The organism is Klebsiella sp. CN_Kp075 (assembly GCF_040065055.2).
Lineage (GTDB): Bacteria > Pseudomonadota > Gammaproteobacteria > Enterobacterales > Enterobacteriaceae > Klebsiella > Klebsiella aerogenes.
This window is the reverse complement of sequence record NZ_CM198050.1, coordinates 3080868-3096668: the sequence shown is the minus strand read 5'-3', so window position 1 is coordinate 3096668 and position 15801 is coordinate 3080868. Positions and strand designations below refer to the sequence as shown.

The following is a 15801-nucleotide window of genomic DNA, read 5'->3' as shown; positions in this document are numbered from 1 at the left end:
GAAGAATAACCATTTAGTTATTGCGACTTTAATCGCGCACTAATGATGTGTACACTAACACCCGGTGTTATCAACGAGCGGCTGCAGGTGAGGGCGGTTCAATAGATAGACGGGCGTACTCATATTTTCGCAGAGTGAAGCGGGAGCTGAGCCACAACTCGTTGATAATTATGATTATATTGTTTTGTATGTGCTCTTTCGTGTGGGGCACCACTGCAAATAAGGACATAAAATGCCTGTAATTACGCTTCCTGATGGCAGCCAACGCCATTTCGACCACGCAGTTAGCCCGATGGATGTTGCTCTGGATATTGGTCCAGGCCTGGCGAAAGCCACCATCGCCGGACGTGTTAACGGTGAGCTGGTTGATGCCTGCGACCCGATCGAAAATGATTCCACGCTTTCTATTATCACCGCAAAAGATGAAGACGGTCTGGAGATCATTCGTCACTCCTGCGCGCACCTGTTAGGTCATGCGATCAAGCAGCTGTGGCCGAACACTAAAATGGCCATTGGCCCGGTTGTCGACAACGGTTTTTACTATGATGTCGATCTGGACCACACCCTGACTCAGGAAGACATCGACGCGCTCGAAAAACGTATGCACGAGCTCGCCGAGAAAAACTACGATGTCATCAAGAAGAAAGTCAGCTGGCACGAAGCGCGTGAAACCTTCGTGAAGCGCGGCGAAACCTATAAAGTTTCCATTCTTGACGAAAACATCGGCCATGATGACAAGCCAGGCTTGTATCATCACGAAGAATATATCGATATGTGCCGTGGCCCGCACGTACCGAATATGCGTTTCTGCCATCACTTCAAACTGATGAAAACCGCTGGCGCGTACTGGCGTGGCGACAGCAACAATAAAATGTTGCAGCGTATCTACGGTACCGCGTGGGCAGATAAAAAAGCGCTGAACGCCTACCTGCAGCGTCTGGAAGAGGCCGCTAAGCGTGACCACCGTAAAATCGGGAAACAGCTAGACCTGTATCATATGCAGGAAGAAGCGCCGGGTATGGTGTTCTGGCACAATGACGGCTGGACCATCTTCCGTGAACTGGAAACTTTCGTTCGCTCGAAGCTGAAAGAGTATCAGTATCAGGAAGTCAAAGGCCCGTTCATGATGGACCGTGTGCTGTGGGAAAAAACCGGCCACTGGGACAACTACAAAGATGCGATGTTCACCACCTCTTCCGAGAACCGTGAATACTGCATTAAGCCGATGAACTGCCCGGGTCACGTGCAGATCTTCAACCAGGGGTTGAAATCTTACCGCGATCTGCCGCTGCGTATGGCTGAATTCGGTAGCTGCCACCGTAATGAGCCGTCGGGTGCGCTGCATGGTCTGATGCGCGTTCGCGGCTTTACTCAGGATGATGCGCATATCTTCTGTACTGAAGATCAGGTTCGCGATGAAGTGAACGCCTGTATTCGTATGGTTTATGATATGTACAGCACCTTTGGCTTCGAGAAAATCGTCGTCAAGCTGTCTACTCGCCCGGAAAAACGTATCGGTAGCGATGAGACCTGGGATCGCGCGGAAGCGGATCTGGCGGTGGCGCTGGAAGAAAACAACATCCCATTTGAATATCAACTGGGCGAAGGGGCGTTCTACGGCCCGAAAATTGAATTTACCCTGTATGACTGCCTCGATCGTGCATGGCAGTGCGGTACTGTACAGCTGGACTTCTCCCTGCCGCAGCGTTTAAGCGCCTCTTATGTTGGCGAAAACAACGAGCGTCAGGTACCGGTAATGATTCACCGCGCGATTCTCGGCTCGCTGGAGCGCTTCATCGGCATCCTGACCGAAGAGTTCGCTGGCTTCTTCCCAACCTGGCTTGCGCCAGTGCAGGTAGTGGTCATGAATATTACTGATTCTCAGTCTGAATACGTTAACGAATTGACGCGTAAACTACAAAATGCGGGCATTCGCGTAAAAGCGGACTTGAGAAATGAGAAGATTGGCTTTAAAATCCGCGAGCACACTTTACGTCGTGTCCCGTATATGTTGGTCTGTGGCGACAAAGAAGTCGAAGCCGGCAAAGTGGCCGTGCGTACCCGTCGCGGTAAAGACCTCGGCAGCATGGACGTAAATGAAGTGATCGAGAAGCTGCAACAAGAGATTCGCAGCCGCAGTCTTCAACAACTGGAGGAATAAGGTATTAAAGGCGGAAAACGAGTTCAAACGGCACGTCCGAATCGTATTAATGGCGAGATTCGCGCCCAGGAAGTTCGCTTAACTGGTCTGGAAGGTGAGCAGCTGGGTATTGTGAGTCTGAGAGAAGCTATCGAAAAGGCTGAAGAGGCTGGAGTAGATTTAGTTGAAATCAGCCCTAACGCCGAACCGCCAGTTTGTCGTATCATGGACTACGGCAAGTTCCTTTATGAAAAGAGTAAGTCTTCTAAGGAACAGAAGAAGAAGCAGAAAGTTATCCAGGTTAAGGAAATTAAATTCCGCCCTGGTACTGATGAAGGTGACTATCAGGTAAAACTCCGCAGCCTGATTCGCTTTCTCGAAGATGGCGATAAGGCCAAGATCACGCTGCGTTTCCGCGGTCGTGAGATGGCCCACCAGCAGATCGGTATGGAAGTGCTTAATCGCGTGAAAGACGATCTGGTTGAACTGGCAGTAGTCGAATCCTTCCCAACGAAGATCGAAGGCCGCCAGATGATCATGGTGCTCGCTCCGAAGAAGAAACAGTAAGGCCATCAAGTAACATTCCGGTGGGCTTCGGCTCACTGGTTTGTTCGCCTTTGTTTCGTTTATTAACAATGCGAAGTGGAAGTTATTAAAATGCCAAAAATTAAGACCGTACGCGGTGCTGCAAAGCGCTTCAAAAAAACCGGTAAAGGTGGTTTTAAGCACAAGCACGCTAACCTGCGTCACATTCTGACCAAAAAAGCTACCAAGCGTAAACGTCACCTGCGTCCGAAAGCCATGGTTTCCAAAGGCGATCTGGGCCTGGTAATCGCGTGCCTGCCGTACGCATAAGTCGTTAACCCTTTTAACTTTTTAATTAGAATAGATACAGGAGAGCACATATGGCTCGCGTAAAACGTGGTGTAGTTGCCCGTGCACGTCACAAGAAAATTTTGAAACAAGCTAAAGGTTACTACGGTGCGCGTTCTCGCGTATACCGCGTTGCCTTCCAGGCTGTTATCAAAGCTGGTCAGTACGCTTATCGTGACCGTCGTCAGAAAAAGCGTCAGTTCCGCCAACTGTGGATTGCGCGTATCAACGCAGCAGCACGTCAGAACGGTATTTCTTACAGCAAATTCATCAACGGCCTGAAAAAAGCCTCTGTTGAAATCGACCGTAAGATCCTGGCTGACATCGCCGTATTCGACAAATTAGCGTTCACCGCTCTGGTCGAAAAAGCGAAAGCAGCTCTGGCATAAGCCAGTTGAAAGAGGGAGCTTGTCTCCCTCTTTTCGTTTCAACACTATCAATACATTGACTTTTATCCGTGCAGGCTTTTCAATACAGGTCTGACATTTCTTACCAGACAAGGTAATGCAAGCATGAATGCTGCTATTTTCCGCTTCTTTTTTTACTTTAGCACCTGAACTCAGGAGGCTAGCGCGTGAAAGAAGAAACGGAAAACAGCGCCAGAAAGCCTCCCCTGTGGAGGCTTTTTTCGTATATAGATTCGGGATATTTATTTCACTAAAACCGGTGTCTGCACCGACATAATGAGGAAAACCATGTCACATCTCGCAGAGCTGGTTGCCAGTGCCAAGGCAGCCATTAACGAGGCATCAGATGTTGCCGCGCTGGACAACGTCCGCGTTGAATATCTGGGTAAAAAAGGGCATCTGACCCTGCAAATGACCACCCTGCGTGAGTTGCCGCCGGAAGAGCGTCCGGCAGCGGGTGCGGTCATTAACGAAGCGAAAGAGCAGGTGCAGCAGGCGCTGAACGCGCGTAAGGCTGAACTGGAAGGCGCCGCGCTCAATGCCCGTCTGGCCGCAGAGACCATCGACGTCTCGCTGCCGGGTCGCCGCATCGAAAACGGCGGTTTACATCCGGTTACCCGCACCATCGATCGTATCGAAAACTTCTTCGGCGAACTCGGCTTCACCGTGGCGACTGGCCCGGAAATCGAAGATGATTATCATAACTTCGATGCGCTGAACATTCCGGGTCACCATCCGGCGCGCGCTGACCACGATACCTTCTGGTTCGATGCGACCCGTCTGCTGCGTACTCAGACCTCTGGCGTGCAGATCCGCACCATGGAAAACCAGCAGCCGCCAATTCGTATTATCGCGCCGGGCCGCGTCTATCGTAACGATTACGATCAGACCCACACCCCGATGTTCCATCAGATGGAAGGTCTGATTGTCGATAAGAACATCAGCTTCACCAATCTGAAGGGTACCCTGCACGATTTCCTGAATAACTTCTTCGAAGAAGATCTGCAGGTACGATTCCGTCCGTCCTACTTCCCGTTCACCGAACCGTCTGCAGAAGTTGACGTTATGGGTAAAAACGGTAAATGGCTGGAAGTACTGGGCTGCGGCATGGTGCACCCGAACGTTCTGCGTAACGTCGGCATCGATCCGGAAGTTTACTCCGGCTTCGCCTTCGGCATGGGCATGGAGCGTCTGACCATGCTGCGTTATGGCGTGACCGATTTGCGCGCATTCTTCGAAAACGATCTGCGTTTCCTCAAACAGTTTAAATAAGGGCAGGACAGAACAATGAAATTCAGTGAACTGTGGTTACGCGAATGGGTTAACCCGGCGATCGACAGCGAAGCGCTGTCCGATCAGATTACCATGGCGGGTCTGGAAGTTGACGGCGTTGAGCCGGTTGCCGGTAGCTTCAACGGCGTGGTTGTCGGTGAAGTGGTCGAGTGCGGCCAGCATCCGAATGCTGACAAACTGCGCGTTACTAAAGTCAATGTCGGCGGCGAGCGTCTGCTGGATATCGTTTGCGGCGCGCCGAACTGCCGCCAGGGGCTGAAGGTGGCCGTCGCGACTATTGGCGCCGTACTGCCGGGCGATTTTAAAATTAAAGCGGCGAAACTGCGCGGCGAACCGTCGGAAGGGATGCTGTGCTCTTTCTCTGAGCTGGGTATTTCCGACGACCATAGCGGTATCATCGAACTGCCGGCCGATGCGCCGATCGGTACCGATATTCGCGAATACCTCAAGCTTGACGATAACACCATCGAAATCAGCGTCACGCCAAACCGCGCCGACTGCCTGGGTATCATCGGCGTGGCGCGCGATGTCGCTGTGCTGAACAAAGCGCCGTTGAACGCGCCGGAAATCACTCCGGTTGCCGCCACCATCGATGACGTGCTGCCGATTCAGGTTGACGCGCCGCAGGCGTGCCCGCGCTATCTGGGCCGCGTGGTGAAAGGCATCAACGTCAAAGCGCCAACCCCGCTGTGGATGAAAGAGAAACTGCGTCGCTGCGGTATCCGCTCCATCGATGCGGTGGTTGACGTGACCAACTACGTGCTGCTTGAGCTGGGCCAGCCGATGCACGCCTTTGACCGCGACCGCATTGACGGCGGTATCGTGGTGCGGATGGCGAAAGAGGGCGAAACGCTGGTGCTGCTGGACGGCTCTGAAGCTAAGCTCGACAGCGATACGCTGGTCATTGCTGACCATAATAAAGCGCTGGCGATGGGCGGTATCTTCGGCGGCGAACATTCCGGCGTTAACGACGAAACCCAGAACGTACTGCTGGAATGCGCGTTCTTCAGCCCGCTGTCTATCACCGGTCGCGCGCGCCGTCATGGCCTGCACACCGATGCATCCCACCGCTACGAGCGCGGCGTCGACCCGGCCCTGCAGTATAAAGCGCTGGAGCGTGCGACCCGTCTGCTGATCGACCTGTGCGGCGGTGAAGCCGGTCCGATTATCGATGTGACCAACGAAGAGACGCTGCCAAAACGCGCCACCATCACCCTGCGCCGCAGCAAGCTGGATCGCCTGATTGGCCATCATATTGATGACGCGCAGGTGAGCGATATTCTGCAGCGCCTGGGTTGCGAAGTGACCGTTGGTCAGGACGAGTGGCAGGCCGTTGCGCCAAGCTGGCGTTTCGATATGGAGATCGAAGAAGACCTGGTTGAAGAAGTGGCCCGTGTCTACGGCTACAACAACATTCCTGACGAGCCGGTACAGGCGGGTCTGATCATGGGTACTCACCGTGAAGCGGACCTGTCGCTGAAGCGCGTGAAAACGCTGCTTAACGACAAAGGTTATCAGGAAGTCATTACCTACAGCTTTGTTGACCCGAAAGTACAGCAGCTAATCCATGCCGGTGAAGAAGCGCTGATTCTGCCAAGCCCGATCTCCAGTGAAATGTCGGCGATGCGCCTGTCGCTGTGGACCGGTCTGTTGGGCACCGTCGTCTACAACCAGAACCGCCAACAGAGCCGCGTACGCATCTTTGAGAGCGGTCTGCGCTTCGTGCCGGATACGCAGGCGCCGCTGGGCATTCGTCAGGATGTGATGCTGGCCGGGGTGATTAGCGGTAACCGCTACGAAGAGCACTGGAACCTGGCAAAAGAAACCGTCGATTTCTATGATTTGAAAGGCGATCTGGAATCTGTTCTTGACCTGACCGGTAAATTAGCCGATATCGAATTCCGCGCAGAAGCGGCTACCGCACTGCATCCGGGACAATCCGCGGCGATTTATCTGAAAGGTGAACGCATTGGTTTCATTGGGGTTGTTCATCCGGAACTGGAACGTAAACTGGATCTCAACGGCCGCACTCTGGTGTTTGAAATTGAGTGGAACAAGCTTGCAGACCGCGTGGTGCCTCAGGCGCGCGAAATTTCCCGCTTCCCGGCGAACCGTCGCGATATCGCGGTACTGGTCGCGGAAAACGTCCCAGCAGCCGATGTTTTGGCCGAATGTAAGAAAGTTGGCGTAAATCAGGTAGTTGGCGTAAACTTATTTGACGTGTACCGTGGTAAGGGTGTGGCGGAAGGCTTTAAGAGCCTTGCGATTAGCCTGATCCTTCAGGATACCAGCCGTACACTCGAAGAAGAGGAGATTGCCGCTACCGTTGCCAAATGTGTAGAGGCATTAAGAGAGCGATTCCAGGCATCATTGAGGGATTGAACCTATGGCGCTTACAAAAGCTGAAATGTCAGAATATCTGTTTGATAAGCTTGGGCTTAGCAAGCGGGATGCCAAAGAACTGGTAGAGTTGTTTTTCGAAGAGATCCGTCGTGCTCTGGAAAACGGAGAACAGGTAAAACTCTCCGGGTTTGGCAACTTCGATTTGCGTGATAAGAACCAACGCCCGGGACGTAACCCGAAAACGGGGGAAGATATTCCCATTACAGCCCGGCGTGTGGTGACCTTCAGACCCGGACAGAAGTTAAAAAGCCGTGTCGAAAACGCTTCACCCAGAGAGAAATAATCTGGACTGACTAATTAAAAAGGCCGCTATGCGGCCTTTTTTCTTACCTAATTTATCTTACGCTTTTACGGCGGTGACCATGATCTCCACCAGAATATCTGGCCGCGCCATCTCGGCCTGAACGGCTGCCCGCGCCGGGCTATGGCCTTCCGGCATCCACTTCACCCAGACCTCATTAAACGCCGCAAAATCGCGTGAGATATCTTTAAGCCAGATTTGTGCGGAAAGGATGTGCTGCTTGTCGCTATCGGCCGCGGCCAGCAGGGCGTCGATCTTCTCCAGTACTTCGCGGGTTTGCAGCGCAATATCATCAGTGCTGCTTTTCGGCGTTTGGCCGGAGAGGAACACCAGATTGCCATATTCGACGCTGGCGGAAAGTCGGGGTTGCGGATTATTACGAATAATTGTCATGCGGATTGTTTCCATGTCAGACCATCTAAAGAAATTGCCGGCGCTTCGCCGTCGAGGAGCGCTCCCAGCACCACGGCGCTGCCGGCCGCGAGCGTAAAACCAAGGCTACCCTGGCCGAGATTCATCCACAGATTCTGGTATCCGGCGCGCCCCAGCATCGGTGGGCCCGCGGGCGTCGACGGACGCATACCGGTCCAGGCCTCGGCCTCATCCAGCCCCTGCAGATCGGGAAAGCTGCTAGCGACGATTTTCTTCAGCGCCTGAACGCGGCTATCACGTAGTTCATCCCCGTCGTAGCCGATATCCACCATCGCCGCGATACGCAACTGTTCTCCCAGGCGGGCGTAAACGATTTTATGTCCGTAGTCGGTCACGCTGATATCCGGCGCGATCCCGGCCTCTTTAGGGTAGGGAAGGGTCAGGCTGTATCCCTTCAGCGCGCACAGCGGCACGCGCACGCCCAGATGACCCAGCAGCGGGCCGCTACCGTTGCCGGCGGCGACGACATAATCATCGCCGGTTATCGTACCGCGGCTGGTCTCAAGCGAACTGATGCGCCCGTCGCGTTTATTGAGCTTGAGCACCTCGCAGTGGGTGAGCAGGCTGAAGTTGCTACTGGCATTGAGTTTGTCGAGCAGGGCGAGACAGAATTTATGGCAGTCTGCCGTTTCATCTCCCGGTGAATAAATCCCGCCCTGTAGCGAATGGCTGATGTGTTTCAGCGCCGGTTCCAGCTGCAGGCAGGCTTCGGCGCTTAGCGCATGCTGGTACTGCGGATTCATTCCTTTCGCCGCTTTATGAAAGTCATATTCCCGGCGATGGATAATAAGTTTGCCGCTACGCCGCCAGTGAAAATCGGCAAGATTATCTTCATCAAGCCACGACTGCATGACCTGACGACTGAGCAGGGATAAGCGCAAAATATGATCGCCGTTAATTTTGTTGCTTTGGCTATTGCAGGCACGCAGAAACTGCAACAGCCAGCGCCACTGCTGGAAAGACATTTGCAGGCGCATATTCAGCGGCGAATCGGCTTTGCCCATCCATTTAATTCCCTGCAGGGGGACGCCGCGGTCGGCAAGCGGCGCGACGTAGCGGTAGCTTAGCTGCCCGCCGTTGGCAAAGCTGGTGGCGCTGCCCGGCTCGGCGTTGCGCTCCAGCAGTTGAACCTGGTGTCCGCTCTTAATTAATACCCAGGCGGTGGCCAGTCCCACCACGCCGCCGCCGATAATCACAATGCGTTTTTTCATAACCTGATATATCCACCGCTGATAAATATCTTGCGGTTATGTCAAAGCATTTACCCTTGCGGCGCAATTGACTTTTTATGGTCAGGGTATAACTGCAGGTTAATTTCTTTGAGCTGTTGACGCAGCTGTCGACACAGAAAATCGACAAATTTCTGCGTGATTGGGCTGAGCGAAACATCGGCGCGACGCAGCAGGCAAAGGTTAATTTTCATCGGCGGCGTAATGGGGTGAATCATTTCCGGCGACAGATTATGCCGCGCCGAGAAAATATCGGTAATGCTGCAGCCGATGCCGCGCTTCACGAACTCGGTGGCCATGTAATAGGTCTGCACGTTAAGCCGGGTGGTGGAAAAGTCACGGCGAGTGGCGATGGCGGCAGAGAGCGAATGCGGCCCCGGCGAGATCCAGCGCTGCTGATCGATCTCCTTGATGTCCACCGCGCCTTGCCGGTAGTCGCGGTCGATATAGACCAGCGGCACTTCGGCAATCAGGGTGGTGATGATCTCCCCCTGCTGGACCGGCTGCAGCGTCAGCGCTAAATCTATTTCGCGTAGATCCAATTTCTTGACCAACGTCTCAGTATGCTCGGTGGTTAAGGTCATCACCAGATTACTGTTTTGCTGATAAAAATCGGTCACCAGTTCCGGCACCAGGCTTAATCCGAGGCTTGGTAAACAGCCTAAGGCGATCTTGGCGCGCGGGTCGCGGGCCAGATTATCGGCCAGCAGGCGCAGGTTATCGAGATCCTGATAAATGCTCTGCGCCTTTTCAAAAAGTGTGAGCGCTTCGCTACTCGGCAGCAGCTTGCCTCGTACCCGCTGAAACAGCTTAAAGCCGAGCTTAAGCTCGGCGTTTTTTAACGCTTTACTGGCGGCCGGCTGGGAGATATTCAGCGATTCCGCCGCGCGTGAGAGAGAGCCGCAAGTCATCACGGCGTAGAAGATTTCCAGATGGCGCAGTTTCATGAACAGTTAACTCAGGGTTATAGCTTGCCGATAAAAAGTCATTTTCTACTAACACTAAATTAACATAAATTTAATCGCCAATCAGCGCTTCGGTTACATATTGCGCTGCTGGTACCGTCTTCAGGCGGTCTTTTACGTTCTCAGAACCATTCCCTTTGTACCCTGCAAACCCTCAGGCCATGAAGCCAATAATGATAACGAGGGGGGATATTTTCTGAGCAGGCCCGAATACGCCAACCTGCAATTGTGGTCGGTTTTAATGGCTTTAAGGAGTTATATGAGTGACTCAACGCTCGCTGGCAATACCCTCGCCAGACGAAATATCACGAGAAAAAACGTTGTTATTGGCCTGTTATTGGTGCTTTTTGTGTTAACCGCGTGGTGGTGCCATGGCCGCCCGAGCAGTGAACTCGGCCTGTTGGGCTTTACGCCATTAGTGGCGTTAGCGGTGCTGTCGCTGGTCGGCGTCGATATTGTGTTGGCGGTGATTTCTTCGATTATCATCGCCATGATTATGACCTCGACCGGGTTGCCGGAAATGGGCACCATGCTGGCGAAATCCACCGGTTCGTTTATTGCCACCGTCGGGTTAATTATTATGCTCGGCGCCGGCGTGGGTGAAGTCGCCACCCGTACCGGCGCCGCGGTTGAGTTAGTGAAATTTGTGGTTCACCGCATCGGCCTTTCCAGCCAGACGCGGGTGAAGTTCGGCATCGTTGTATCTTCGATTTTAATCTGCGGCTCGCTGGGCACAATGGCCGGTGGTAACGCGATTATCGTCGCGGTGATCATCCCGGTGGCGGCTGCGGTACGCTTAACGCCGCCGACGGTGGCTGCGCTGATGATGACCGCCGGTTCGGTGGGGTTGTTTACCGGGCCGTTTACGCCCAGTACCGTCACCATCCTGAGCCTCGGCGGATTGAGCTATCCTGATTATCTGCTGTACGTTGGCCTGCCGATGAGCGCAGTCACGTTATTGGCCGGCTGGGTGATGGCGGGGCGGATCCAGAAGATGACCGAAGGTAAACTGCGCTATGAAGTCGATCTCACGGAGAAGCCAACAGAAGCACTGAGCGCCGCGCAGCTGCGTCGGCGTAAGCTTAGCGCGCTGGCTTTCGCGGCAACGATTATTGTAATGGCGGTCATTGGCGTGGTGATCAAAGCCGGATTCAGCTTTGCGATTATCGTGATGCTGCTGGTGGCCCTGATTACCGGGCTGGTGGGCGGCCTGCGCCCGACGCAGATCCTGCAGGCGCTGTACCACGGTTGTGGCCGTCTGGTGTGGATGTTTATTCTCTACTGGCTGTATAACCCGATCCTGGAGCTGATGGATGGCCTTCATGCCTATCAGGGGCTGCTCGACTATACCCAGCCGCTGCTGGAAGGCATTTCGCCTGCCTGGCTGTGCTTTTGCATCTTCGCTTTCAATATTATTGGTCACGTACCGGGGGCGGCGGTGGCGCAGATGACCTTCACCCACAAAATTTTCGGCCCGATGCTGATGGCCGCCGGCGTACCGCCGCAGGGAACCACTGCGGTGCTGCTGGCCTCTTCGCAGGTCGACTGGTTTGGCCCATTCCCCTCTTCGGATATGTTCGGTCAGATGGGGCTGGCGCAGTCTACCCATCTGAAATACATGCTGTATAACGGCTGGGCGATTGTGGTGGCGAATATCATTCTCTTCGCGCTACTGTTCCAGATACTGGTGTAACTTCCGTTTTCACGCAGGCGTCCTGGCGAGCACTGACGTCTGCGTGAAGATTGCTCTGCGTTTTTCCTTTTCTCCCCGCCATCGCCACCGTAAAATCAATCACCTCGCTCACTTGCCTCCGGGACTTATGCAGACCTTCGTCGATATTCAACAGCGCCATAACCGTCGTTGGCTAACCGCCTTAACGCTGATTCTGCTCGTCACATTGACTATTAGCCTGTGCGCTGGTGACCAATGGATCCCGCCGCAGGAGTGGTTTAGCGCCAAAGGCGAGCTGTTTATCTGGCAAATCCGCCTGCCGCGCACGCTGGCGGTGCTATTAGTGGGGGCGGCGCTGGCGCTTTCCGGGTCGATCATGCAGGCGCTGTTTGAAAACCCGTTGGCGGAGCCGGGTCTGCTGGGCGTTTCTAACGGTGCGGGCGTTGGGCTGATTGCCGCCGTGCTGTTAGGCCACGGCGTGTTACCCATGTGGGCGCTGGGGCTGTGCGCCATTGCCGGCGCGCTGCTGATTACCTTTATTCTGCTCCGTTTCGCCCGGCGCCACCTGTCCACCAGCCGTCTGCTGCTGGCGGGCGTGGCGCTCGGCATTATTTGTAGCGCGTTGATGACCTGGGCGGTCTATTTCTCAACCTCTTTTGACCTGCGCCAGCTGATGTACTGGATGATGGGGGGTTTTGGCGGCGTCGACTGGCAGCAGCTGTGGCTGATGCTGGCGCTAATACCGGTGCTGCTGTGGGTATGCTGGCAGTCGCAGCCGCTGAACCTACTGGCGTTGGGCGAAGTCTCGGCGCGTCAGCTCGGCCTGCCGCTGTGGTTATGGCGAAAACTACTGGTGGTGGCCACCGGCTGGCTGGTCGGCGTCAGCGTGGCGCTGGCGGGGGCGATTGGCTTTATTGGTCTGGTGATCCCGCATATTTTGCGCCTGTGCGGCCTGAGCGATCATCGGGTGCTGCTTCCCGCCTGCCTGTTAGCTGGCGCCAGCGCGCTGCTCGGCGCCGATATCATCGCCCGTCTGGCGTTATCGGCGGCGGAATTACCGATCGGCGTGGTGACGGCGACGCTGGGGGCGCCGGTGTTCATCTGGTTGCTGCTGCGTTCGGGGCGACGGGGGTAGGGAGACGCCGTCATAGTGGACGGCGTCGGGTGACGATTACCAGCCTTTGATGGCATCGCCTTTATAGACTTCCTGCGCTTTATCGGCGACTTCCCTGGTCTGGAAGGCCTCTTTCAGCTCCTGAATTTTCTTGCTGTCTTTATTATCCTCGCGCGAGACGATCGCATTCACATAAGGTGAATCCGGGCCTTCCATAAACAGGCCATCGCGGGCGGCGGATAAACCGACCTGCGCCGAGAAATTAGTGTTGATGATGGCAAGCGTAACGTTCGGATCGTCGAGCGTGCGGGTCAGCTGCGGAGTATCGACTTCAACAATCTTCAGATGCTTCGGATTATCGATGATATCCAGCGTGGTGGGCAGATAGCCGACGCCATCTTTCAGCTTGATTAATCCTTGTGCCTGTAACAGCAGCAGGCTGCGGCCGAGGGTGGTGGTTTCGTTAGAGATAGAGACGGTCGCGCCGTCAGGCAGTTCGCTGATATTTTTGATTTTGCGCGAATAGGCGGCAATCGGGAAGACGAACGTTTTACCGACGATAGCGAATTTATAGCCGCGCTCTTTCGACTGCGCCTCGAGATAGGGCAGCGTCTGGAAGGCGTTAGCATCGACATCTTTATTATTTAACGCTTCATTCGGCAACACGTAATCATTGAAAGAGATAACTTCAACGTCAAGGTTATATTTGTCTTTTGCTACCTGCTCCACGACTTTCCAGATAGCTTCATCCGGGCCGGTATTGATCGCGACTTTAACCTTATTGTTATCGTCCGGAGAGCAGGCGGATAACAGCGCCACCGATGTGGCGATTAACACCGAGCTTAATAACTTCTTCATCTCTAAAAACTCTCATAAATTAACAAGTAACGAAACACTATTACATACTTTTCACACTGTACACTGATTTGTCCGCTGCGGATATTGAGAGGAATTCATGTTGTCGTCGGCAAGCGCAGCGCTGTCACATCAAGCGACATTTGCCCGCGAATCAAAGTAGAATCAAGCGCGTTGAATCCGCTACAGTAGATAGGGATCTCCTTAACCTGCATTATTGACTGAGGGAAGGCTATGCAACACGACATTCTTAATACCGAAGTGACGACCATCGATGGCGAAAAAACCACCCTGGCGGCGTACGCCGGAAAGGTGCTGCTGATCGTCAACGTGGCCTCAAAATGCGGCCTCACGCCGCAGTATGAGCAACTGGAAGCGCTGCAAGAAGAGTTTGCCCCGCAGGGATTTAGCGTCCTTGGCTTCCCTTGTAACCAGTTTCTCGGCCAGGAGCCGGGCAGCGAAGAAGAGATTAAAACGTTCTGCAGCGTGACCTACGGCGTCACCTTCCCGCTGTTCAGTAAAATTGACGTCAACGGCGAACATCGCGCGCCGCTGTATCAAAAATTGATTGCCGCCGCGCCGAAGGCCGTCGCGCCGGAAGGGAGCGGTTTCTATGAGCGGATGGCCAGTAAAGGTCGCGCGCCGCTGTACGTTGACGACATCCTGTGGAACTTTGAAAAATTCCTCGTGGGCCGCGATGGTCAGGTGATTCAGCGTTTCTCGCCGGATATGACGCCGGACGACCCGCAACTGCTGGCTGCGGTAAAAGGAGCGCTAGCGCAATAATGCCGTTTTTGATGCAGCTACAGGATGTAGCGGAAGCGGGGCGGCTGTCGCCGTTTACCGCTGACGTTCGGCCCGGAGAGATAGTCCATCTGGTAGGGCCGAACGGCGCGGGCAAAAGTACCCTGCTGGCGCGGATGGCCGGGCTGACCGCCGGCCCTGGTCTGATTACGCTTAACCAGCGGGCGCTGGAACAGTGGCCCGCGGCGGAACTTGCCCGCCATCGCGCCTATTTGAATCAGCAGCAGCTCCCGCCCTTCGCGATGCCGGTCTGGCACTATCTGTCATTACATATGCAAGACAGCGCCCCGCAGGAGTTGCTCAACGAGATAGCCGGGCAACTGGGGTTAAGCGATAAGCTGGGGCGCCAGGTCAACCAGATCTCCGGCGGCGAGTGGCAGCGGGTGCGTCTGGCGGCGGTGATCCTGCAGATTCACCGCCGCGCGAATCCTGTCGGGCAGCTGTTATTGTTAGATGAACCGATGAACAGCCTCGATGTCGCGCAGCAGGCGGCGCTGGATAGCGTGCTGGCGTCGCTGAGCGCGCTGGGGATCGCTATCGTGATGAGCAGCCACGATCTCAACCATACGCTGCGTCATGCGCAGAGGGCGTGGCTCATTTGTGAGGGGCGGATGATTGCCTGCGGGGAAACGTATGAGGTGTTAAGTGAAGAGAATTTGACCGCCGCTTATCATATCGCGTTTCAGCGGGTGGAAGTCGCGGGTCATCTCATGCTCGTGGCGTCACAGTAGCGGTTAAGGATCTTGCCTGTAAGCCGCTAAACAGGCTAAATTATTTCAATTACAGGACAGGGAACAGAGGAATCGTCTGAGATGCGTGTGTGGTTCATTTTTATTGCGGCGATGGTGCTGGCAGGCTGTAGCAGCCACCGGGCGCCGCCGCCGAATCCACGGCTGGCTGATTCCATTACCGTGGTAGCGAATCTCAATGAGCAATTGCGTAACTGGCGTGGGGCGCCGTACCGCTATGGCGGCATGACGCCGCGCGGCGTCGACTGCTCGGGCTTTGTGGTACGCACGTTCCGCGATAAATTCGCCATGCAGCTGCCGCGGGAAACTCGTGAGCAGGCGGAAATCGGCACCCGCATTGATAAAAGCGATCTGTTGCCCGGCGATCTGGTGTTCTTCAAAACCGGCTCCGGCGAAAGCGGCCTGCACGTCGGTATCTATGATACCGACAATCAATTTATTCACGCCTCCACCAGCCAGGGCGTTACCCGCTCGTCGCTGGACAACGTCTACTGGAACAAGAAATTCTGGCAGGCGAGGCGCATTTAACCCGCATTCGGCGAAAAAAGGGAGCGAGGGCTCCCT

Annotated in this window: 17 protein-coding genes and 1 other annotated feature; of the genes, 13 read left to right on the top strand and 4 right to left on the bottom strand. The window is 54.7% G+C overall.

Features of this window, described 5'->3' with window-relative positions; translation table 11 throughout:
- Positions 1–232 precede the first annotated feature (232 nt).
- The 8 genes from thrS (at position 233) to ihfA (ending at position 7399) form a co-directional block, all read left to right on the top strand.
- Positions 233–2161: a threonine--tRNA ligase gene (thrS, locus tag ABLV78_RS14845; RefSeq protein WP_045397528.1), complete on the top strand. Its 1929-nt coding sequence runs from the start codon at positions 233–235 to the stop codon at positions 2159–2161.
- A gap of 3 nt (positions 2162–2164) precedes the next feature.
- Entirely contained in the window at positions 2165–2707 is a 543-nt protein-coding gene (gene infC, locus ABLV78_RS14840) for a translation initiation factor IF-3 (RefSeq protein WP_004189469.1), read from the top strand.
- Between the two features lie 90 nt (positions 2708–2797).
- Entirely contained in the window at positions 2798–2995 is a 198-nt protein-coding gene (gene rpmI, locus ABLV78_RS14835) for a 50S ribosomal protein L35 (RefSeq protein ID WP_001124225.1), read from the top strand.
- Positions 2996–3045: 50 nt separating this feature from the next.
- The gene (gene rplT, locus ABLV78_RS14830) at positions 3046–3402 is read left to right on the top strand and encodes a 50S ribosomal protein L20 (protein ID WP_004102963.1); all 357 of its coding nucleotides are present in this window, start codon (positions 3046–3048) and stop codon (positions 3400–3402) included.
- Between the two features lie 118 nt (positions 3403–3520).
- Positions 3521–3645 (top strand) — a sequence feature (Phe leader region).
- On the top strand, positions 3526–3570 hold the full coding sequence (gene pheM / locus ABLV78_RS14825) for a pheST operon leader peptide PheM (RefSeq protein ID WP_001386830.1): 45 nt from the start codon (positions 3526–3528) through the stop codon (positions 3568–3570). (Overlaps the previous feature by 45 nt.)
- Positions 3646–3708: 63 nt before the next feature.
- Positions 3709–4692: a phenylalanine--tRNA ligase subunit alpha gene (gene pheS / locus ABLV78_RS14820; protein ID WP_015367044.1), complete on the top strand. Its 984-nt coding sequence runs from the start codon at positions 3709–3711 to the stop codon at positions 4690–4692.
- 15 nt (positions 4693–4707) lie between these two features.
- Positions 4708–7095, top strand: a complete 2388-nt coding sequence (gene pheT, locus ABLV78_RS14815; RefSeq protein WP_045422920.1) for a phenylalanine--tRNA ligase subunit beta — start codon at positions 4708–4710, stop codon at positions 7093–7095.
- 4 nt (positions 7096–7099) lie between these two features.
- Positions 7100–7399, top strand: coding sequence for an integration host factor subunit alpha (gene ihfA / locus ABLV78_RS14810; protein WP_015367042.1), 300 nt, complete (start codon positions 7100–7102; stop codon positions 7397–7399).
- A 57-nt stretch (positions 7400–7456) separates the two neighbouring features.
- On the opposite strand, the gene ABLV78_RS14805 is transcribed toward ihfA, so the two are convergent.
- Genes ABLV78_RS14805 through admX form a run of 3 tightly spaced genes read right to left on the bottom strand, consistent with a single transcriptional unit; the run spans position 7457 to position 10025 of the window.
- Positions 7457–7810, bottom strand: coding sequence for a RidA family protein (locus tag ABLV78_RS14805; RefSeq protein WP_072251454.1), 354 nt, complete (start codon positions 7808–7810; stop codon positions 7457–7459).
- Positions 7807–9060 (bottom strand): D-amino acid dehydrogenase, encoded by a 1254-nt coding sequence (locus ABLV78_RS14800; protein WP_047046716.1) that lies wholly within the window; start codon positions 9058–9060, stop codon positions 7807–7809. Before ABLV78_RS14800 ends, ABLV78_RS14805 begins: the two co-directional genes overlap by 4 nt.
- 50 nt (positions 9061–9110) lie before the next feature.
- Complete coding sequence (gene admX, locus ABLV78_RS14795) at positions 9111–10025, bottom strand: HTH-type transcriptional regulator AdmX (protein WP_045396052.1); 915 nt, start codon at positions 10023–10025, stop codon at positions 9111–9113.
- Positions 10026–10302: 277 nt separating this feature from the next.
- Between admX and ABLV78_RS14790 the strand changes: the two genes are divergently transcribed.
- Both ABLV78_RS14790 and btuC read left to right on the top strand, forming a co-directional pair.
- Complete coding sequence (locus tag ABLV78_RS14790; protein ID WP_045396055.1) at positions 10303–11736, top strand: gluconate:proton symporter; 1434 nt, start codon at positions 10303–10305, stop codon at positions 11734–11736.
- Between the two features lie 127 nt (positions 11737–11863).
- Positions 11864–12850, top strand: a complete 987-nt coding sequence (gene btuC / locus ABLV78_RS14785; RefSeq protein WP_045362716.1) for a vitamin B12 ABC transporter permease BtuC — start codon at positions 11864–11866, stop codon at positions 12848–12850.
- A gap of 36 nt (positions 12851–12886) precedes the next feature.
- Here btuC and ABLV78_RS14780 read toward each other — a convergent pair whose 3' ends face one another.
- Positions 12887–13687 (bottom strand): MetQ/NlpA family ABC transporter substrate-binding protein, encoded by an 801-nt coding sequence (locus ABLV78_RS14780; RefSeq protein ID WP_045362713.1) that lies wholly within the window; start codon positions 13685–13687, stop codon positions 12887–12889.
- 231 nt (positions 13688–13918) lie between these two features.
- Between ABLV78_RS14780 and ABLV78_RS14775 the strand changes: the two genes are divergently transcribed.
- The 3 genes from ABLV78_RS14775 (at position 13919) to ABLV78_RS14765 (ending at position 15765) form a co-directional block, all read left to right on the top strand.
- A complete protein-coding gene (locus ABLV78_RS14775) occupies positions 13919–14470 on the top strand; it encodes a glutathione peroxidase (RefSeq protein ID WP_042893936.1) in 552 nt (183 codons plus the stop codon).
- Entirely contained in the window at positions 14470–15219 is a 750-nt protein-coding gene (gene btuD / locus ABLV78_RS14770; RefSeq protein ID WP_047046710.1) for a vitamin B12 ABC transporter ATP-binding protein BtuD, read from the top strand. Before ABLV78_RS14775 ends, btuD begins: the two co-directional genes overlap by 1 nt.
- Before the next feature lie 81 nt (positions 15220–15300).
- Positions 15301–15765 carry an NlpC/P60 family protein gene (locus tag ABLV78_RS14765; RefSeq protein ID WP_045396070.1) on the top strand — a complete coding sequence of 155 codons (465 nt, stop codon included), beginning with the start codon at positions 15301–15303 and terminating at the stop codon, positions 15763–15765.
- Positions 15766–15801 lie beyond the last annotated feature (36 nt).